The organism is Ilyobacter sp. (assembly GCF_041583315.1).
Lineage (GTDB): Bacteria > Fusobacteriota > Fusobacteriia > Fusobacteriales > Fusobacteriaceae > Ilyobacter.
Genome location: NZ_JBFHGC010000108.1, coordinates 1 through 6,262 on the forward strand (window position 1 = coordinate 1; position 6,262 = coordinate 6,262).

Consider the following 6,262-nt stretch of genomic DNA (forward strand, 5'->3'; position numbering starts at 1 on the left):
AGGAAGGGCTATCCTGGCAGGACTGGATGTCTATCAAAGAGGGGAAAAAATAAGTCTGGAAGATTCCTTAAATGAACTAAAAGAGCTTGCAGGGGCAGCAAATATAGAGGTTGTGGATATCATCATTCAGAACAAGGACAGAATGGAATCATCCACATACATGGGAAAAGGAAAGATAGAAGAGATCAGAGATCAGGCCATAAGAAAAGATGCAGATATGGTGATTTTTGATGACGAACTTTCTGGGATACAGATTCGTAATTTAGAAGCAATAATAGGTGTGGAAGTCATAGACAGAACCAGCTTGATTTTGGATATATTCGGTAACAGAGCAAAATCCAAAGAGGGAAAACTCCAGGTGGAGCTTGCTATGCTGAAATATCAGAAACCAAGACTTATAGGCTTGGGAGGAGATCTTTCCAGGACAGGTGCAGGTATAGGAACGAGAGGTCTGGGAGAGACAAAGCTAGAGCTGGACAGAAGGGTAATATCAAAGCGTATAAGTGATATTGAAAAAGAGCTGGGAGAGGTAAAAAAACAGAGGGAAGTACAGAGAAAACAGCGTAAGAGAACCTCTATACCTACAGTGGCTCTGGTAGGGTACACCAATGCAGGGAAATCAACAATTATGAACCACCTCATGCAGATGGGAGAGGTTGAAGACACAAGGACAAAGTCCTTTGTGAAGGATATGCTTTTTGCAACCTTAGACCCTTTCCACAGGAAAATAAAGCTTGAGGATAATCTAGAATTTATACTCATAGATACTGTAGGTTTTGTAAGCAAACTTCCCCATGACCTTATAGAATCCTTTAAGTCCACTCTAGAAGAGGTGGAAGAAGCCAGTCTGCTTCTCTATGTGGTGGACATATCAAGAGATGACTACAAGCTACAGCTGAAAGTCACCAGGAATGTAGTAGAGGAACTGAACGTGAAGGACACTCCGTTTCTTGTGGTTTACAATAAGATAGACAAACTCACTTCTGAGGAGCTTGAAAAAACAGGGGACATATTTGAGAAATCTGTATATATATCCGCCATTGAAGGAAGGGGTATAGAGGAGCTTTTAGAAGAGATAGAAAAAGAAATTTTTAAGACAAACAAAGAAGTAACCCTTCTGATCCCATTTTCCCGGGGAGATATTTCATCGTATATCTTAGATAACACAAGGGTTTTGGAGCAGGAATACACAGGTGACGGACTTCTTGTCACTACTTTTCTGAAGCCTGAGGACCTGGAAAAATACAAGCAGTTTATTACGGTAGAAAAAAAAGAGGATTAAAGAAAAAAAGAAAGTACGGATGTATTTTGTAAAAATCATTCTAAACACACTAGTTTGTTTAAATGATTTTTGGGGGAGGATTTTTTTTATGAGAGTACTTGTTACTGGCGGAGCGGGATACATAGGGAGCCATGCTGTTGTGGAACTTTTGGATGGCGGATATGAAGTGGTTGTGTTAGACAACCTTGAAACCGGTCATATGAAACTCGTAGACAGCAGGGCAAAATTTTATAAAGCTGACCTCAGAGACAGGGAAAGTCTGAGGGGTGTGTTTCAAAAAGAGAAAATAGATGTGGTTATGAATTTTGCTGCCTATATAAAGGTTGGTGAGAGTGTAACTGCACCTAACAAATATTATGAGAATAATACCTATGGAATACTTAATATTATAGAGGTAATGAGGGAATTTAATGTAAAAAATATAGTGTTTTCTTCTACTGCTGCTGTATACGGAGATGTTGTGGCAGATAGTTGTGTAGCAGAAAGTTTTGTAACTCAGCCTATAAATCCTTACGGAATGAGCAAATTCATGGCAGAGAGAATTATAATGGATTCATCCTTTTCTTACGGGATGAATTATGTAATTTTCAGATATTTCAATGTGGCGGGAGCACACGAAAAATACCGTATCGGTCAAATGGGAGAGGGAATGACATCTTTGATTCCTGTGGTATTAGAGGTTGCAAAGGGAGAAAGGGAAAAGGTTGAAGTCTTCGGGGATACCTACAAGACCAAAGACGGAACCGGGGTAAGAGACTTCATCCATGTGACTGACCTTGCCCGTGCTCACGTTCTGGCCATGAATAAACTGAGTAAGGAAGAGAGTGGTCTGTTCAATCTTGGAAATGGAACAGGTTTTTCTGTCCTTGAGATTTTAGAGGCATCTAAAAGAGTTATAGGAAAAGAGATACCTTTTGTGATCTCAGAGAAACGTCCGGGGGATCCTGCATCTGTTGTGGCCTGCAGCTGGAAAGCAGAACAAGAACTTGGATGGAAGCCAAAGTATACGAATTTAGACGATATAATAAGAACTGCGTGGGAATGGTATAAAAATATATAAAGGAGCCCTTAGGGCTCCTTTTTTAGTGCATTGGATGAAGTTCCATTTTTATGAACTCCTCTTCTCCAGAGAGAGAGTAGGTTTTGTATTTTGATTTTTCCTGAAATCCAAACTTTTTATAGCAGTTAATGGCTCTTTTATTAAAACTCCTTACTTTGAGAGAAATAACAGAATTTATATCTATTTTTTGGCATTCCTCTATAAGAATAGCCATTATCCTTGTCCCGTAGCCATATCCACAAAGGTCTGGACGTATTCCAAGACCAATGATAATCTCTCTGTTGCCTTTCACAATCTGCCCAAAACCGATGAGAGAGTCCCGGATGAAGAAACCGAGAAATTCATTTTCCCTTTTCTCCTTAAAAGTAATGGCCCACCTGAGTTTTGACATCTCACTCCACGAGGGAAAGTTGTATATGGAGTATTCTTTTGGATATTTCCATTGAGAGATCTCACGGGCATATTCTTCAGAAAGGACTCCCCTGGATAAACTTTCCATGTTTTGCGGAAGTATAGGTGGGAGATACGTATCTATAAATTCCGGGAAGGGTGTGGCAACTACTTCGTAGAAACTTTTCCCTGATAAAATAGTTCTTTTAAAAATCTGAGAGCCAAGATTTTCCGGGAAGGAATTGGGTTTTAAAAACTCAGAAAAATCCATATCTGTCTCGTCTTCTAGGTCTTTTGATAAAGAGTTATAGGAACTTAAAAGTGTCTCTAATGAGGATTCATCCTTTAAAAAATAAAAATCTGAATAATCAAAAGAGCTGGAATTCATATAGAGCCTGGCTGAATAAGCTGCAGCCCCCCTGTAATGGACGAGATAATTTACGAACTCAATGTAATGAGCAGGACTCAGATGTTTGAAATCAATTTTATAGGGGTGCCTGCGGTTGTATAATAAAAGTGTCATCCTGTATATTATTTCAGGAATGATCTCTTGATAACTCCTCAAATAATATTTTTCATCAAGATTTATAAAAATCTGGTTTTTACTCTCACTGCTACCTCCCACAGTGAAAAAAAGCTCTGTATTTTCCAATGTGTATTCAGGAAACAATTTCTCTATATGTTTTTTTACATTTTGGATCCAAATATCTTCATTGGAGATCAGATCTTCTATGAGCTCTGCAATCATATATTCTTCGTTCAGGATCTTTTGGAAAATGGGCGTATTTTTGATATCTTCAATCTTTTCGTTGCTTATGGATTCTTCTTTTAAAATTAATTTTGAAAAGGGATGCAACATAAATTCTTCTGAAGTATTTTTTTCTCTGGCATAATCAAATAAAATATGTGGGAAGGAATAGTCAATTTTCATAAACACCACCATTGGAAAAGCTTTTTAATAAGAGATTACTTTATAAAAAGATAAACTTCAAGATACCCACCTCACATTTCCCGTGAAAATTAGGATATGAAAAAAATACTGACCACCTAAATTGATTAAGTCCGGTTAATAGATTATAATTAGAGTATAGGTTATACAACGATAAACAATAGGAGGGGATTTTATGAAAAAAAATATTCTATTTTTATTTATTGTGATTTTTTCACTTTCTTCTTGGGGATATGAAATAAGCAGTAAGGATGAAACCAGGTATAATATTGATAATTTTAGGGGAAGTTTTAAAATGATGAAGGTGGATTATGATACCTTCGGTGATAAAAAGGATTCTAAAGGTCTGGGATATTATAACTATGTTCCTCTGCTAAAGAATGGGAAAATCGTCGGATACGGAGCCATAACCCATATAAAAACATATAACAAACATGAAGCCCTTTTGGCAATAGTTTCACCAGATGGAAAACTATTGGATTTTTATCTTCCAGATGCAAATGACAGACATCCCGAGGTTCATGATTATAACTGGAAAAACAGTTATATAGGAAAAAAACATGAGGAGATGGAATTTGACGGACTGGCAGGTTCTACATTTACCGCAAACAGCACTTACGGAGAATTGAAGAGTATACTGAGAGGCTTTGAATTCAGAAACAAAGATATAGTAGGGAAATAAATGTTTTGGAAACAAAGATACACAGGAAAAAAAGATTTTCAGACCGCTCCTTTAAGGGAGCGGTTTTTTATATAAGTTGGGCCAAAATTGACAATTGTCCTATTTTTTTATATTTTTTGGTGATATTATAATGGAAAGAGAAATTTTAAAATGAAATCGTATAACCCTATTTAGATGGTATAGGGGTCTCTACCAGAAACCGTTAATTTCTGATTACGAAAAGGCAAAATTATTATGTCTTTTTGTAGTGAGATTTTTTTAATATTCAAAAATAATTTATAAAAAACAGATAGACTGATAATTATATCTGAAATAATCTTATGTATTTTTTAGGAGGTTGAAATGGACATAAAATCATTACCAAAAATAGAGCTGCACTGCCATCTAGACGGGAGTATAAGACCGGAAAGTGTTATTGATATAGCTAAAAATGACGGGATAGAACTCCCCACCTATGATCTTGAAAAAATAAAAGAGCAGATGATAGCTCCTGCAGACTGCAAAGACCTCGAGGAATATCTCACAAAATTTAATCTGCCGGGCCTTGTGATGCAGTCAAAGGAAAATCTCATGAGATTGACTTATGAACTTATGGAAGATGCAGCCAGTGAAAATGTGAAATACATAGAGATAAGATTTGCACCCCAGCTTCATACCCACAGAGGACTTACAGTGGGAGAGGTTATTTCCAGTGTGATCCAGGGAATGAAAACAGGGGAAAAGGACTTCAGTATAAAAGGTAATCTGATACTTTGCTGTATGAGGGTTTTTTCTGTTGAGAGAGCTTTTGAAGTTGTGGAAAAAGGCCGGGAGTTCATTGGAAGGGGAGTAGTCGGAATAGACCTTTGTGCCAGCGAGAACCATGGGTTTTGTGAGGAGTTTCAGGAACCGATGAAACTGGCCAGAGAATACGGATACAGAATAACTATACATGCTGGAGAAACGGGTATAGGGGAAAATGTGAGTTCTGCCATAGAATTACTAGGAGCCGAGAGGATAGGGCACGGAGTATTTATAAAAGATTGCCCAAAAGCCTATGAAATGGTAAAAAAACTGGGGATTACTTTGGAGATGTGTCCTACAAGCAATGTTCAGACAAGGGCTGTAGGTAGTTTTTATGATCATCCGGTTTACAGATTTCTGAAAGACGGGATAAGGGTAACCCTGAATACAGACAACAGAACAGTATCAGACACCAGCTTGGCAGAGGAGATAGGTCACATTTATAAAGAGTTTGATATGACTTATGAAGATTACAAAAGAATATACCATAACAGCGTAAAAGCATCTTTTGCATCGGAAAATCTGAAAGAGAAGCTTATTAAATTAATGAAATGATATTTTTATGAAAATATTTTGATTTAGCACCAGTTCAACCTTTGTCAAAGATTTTTTATTTCAGAGAGAATCAGTGACAATTTTTTATACATAGTTTATCTGAAAAAAACTAATAAATGGTGATGTTTTATTCTTTAAATACTGATTTTTTTATAGGAATTAAAGTTTTGTATTAATTTTATGGGAAGAGGCCGGAGTCAAATTTTATGAGAGCTGAAGAGTGATTTGTTCTTTTTTTATAATCTCAATACGGAGATGAAAAAAACGTTTGACAAAGCCCTGTAGCTATGATATTATTAATCCTGTTGCAAGAGAAAATGCGTCACTAGCTCAGTTGGTAGAGCACACGACTTTTAATCGTGTTGTCACAGGTTCAACCCCTGTGTGACGCACCATATATGCCGCTTTAGCTCATCTGGTAGAGCAACTGACTTGTAATCAGTAGGTGATTGGTTCGACTCCGATAAGCGGCACCATTAAAACGCGGGAATAGCTCAGTTGGTAGAGCGTCAGCCTTCCAAGCTGAATGTCGCCAGTTCGAACCTGGTTTCCCGCTCCAAA

At 37.2% G+C, this 6,262-nt stretch carries 5 protein-coding genes, 3 tRNA genes and 1 riboswitch; of the genes, 7 read left to right on the plus strand and 1 reads right to left on the minus strand.

Annotated elements, in window-relative coordinates; translation table 11 throughout:
• Together hflX and galE are read left to right on the plus strand one after the other, a co-directional pair.
• On the plus strand, positions 1–1,282 hold a 1,282-nt coding region (gene hflX / locus ABZA26_RS05260; RefSeq protein WP_372713470.1), incomplete at its 5' end, for a GTPase HflX.
• Between the two features lie 88 nt (positions 1,283–1,370).
• Entirely contained in the window at positions 1,371–2,342 is a 972-nt protein-coding gene (galE, locus tag ABZA26_RS05265) for a UDP-glucose 4-epimerase GalE (RefSeq protein ID WP_372713471.1), read from the plus strand.
• A 22-nt stretch (positions 2,343–2,364) separates the two neighbouring features.
• On the opposite strand, the gene ABZA26_RS05270 is transcribed toward galE, so the two are convergent.
• Positions 2,365–3,663, minus strand: coding sequence for a GNAT family N-acetyltransferase (locus tag ABZA26_RS05270; protein ID WP_372713473.1), 1,299 nt, complete (start codon positions 3,661–3,663; stop codon positions 2,365–2,367).
• A gap of 193 nt (positions 3,664–3,856) precedes the next feature.
• Between ABZA26_RS05270 and ABZA26_RS05275 the strand changes: the two genes are divergently transcribed.
• From ABZA26_RS05275 to ABZA26_RS05295, 5 genes are all read left to right on the plus strand, one after another.
• The gene (locus ABZA26_RS05275) at positions 3,857–4,363 is read left to right on the plus strand and encodes a hypothetical protein (protein ID WP_372713474.1); all 507 of its coding nucleotides are present in this window, start codon (positions 3,857–3,859) and stop codon (positions 4,361–4,363) included.
• 136 nt (positions 4,364–4,499) lie between these two features.
• A riboswitch (purine riboswitch) is annotated at positions 4,500–4,599 on the plus strand.
• A 106-nt stretch (positions 4,600–4,705) separates the two neighbouring features.
• Positions 4,706–5,701 (plus strand): adenosine deaminase, encoded by a 996-nt coding sequence (add, locus tag ABZA26_RS05280; protein ID WP_372713475.1) that lies wholly within the window; start codon positions 4,706–4,708, stop codon positions 5,699–5,701.
• Between the two features lie 319 nt (positions 5,702–6,020).
• A tRNA-Lys gene (locus ABZA26_RS05285) sits at positions 6,021–6,096 on the plus strand.
• Positions 6,097–6,101: 5 nt separating this feature from the next.
• Positions 6,102–6,177, plus strand: a tRNA-Thr gene (locus tag ABZA26_RS05290).
• Between the two features lie 7 nt (positions 6,178–6,184).
• Positions 6,185–6,260: transfer RNA gene (locus ABZA26_RS05295), tRNA-Gly, on the plus strand.
• Positions 6,261–6,262: the final 2 nt, after the last annotated feature.

Coding starts and splice junctions, on each gene's coding strand:
- galE (WP_372713471.1), top strand. CDS start 1,371: ATGAGAGTACTTGTTACTGGCGGAGCGGGATACATAGGGAGCCATGCT.
- ABZA26_RS05270 (WP_372713473.1), bottom strand. CDS start 3,663: ATGAAAATTGACTATTCCTTCCCACATATTTTATTTGATTATGCCAGA.
- ABZA26_RS05275 (WP_372713474.1), top strand. CDS start 3,857: ATGAAAAAAAATATTCTATTTTTATTTATTGTGATTTTTTCACTTTCT.
- add (WP_372713475.1), top strand. CDS start 4,706: ATGGACATAAAATCATTACCAAAAATAGAGCTGCACTGCCATCTAGAC.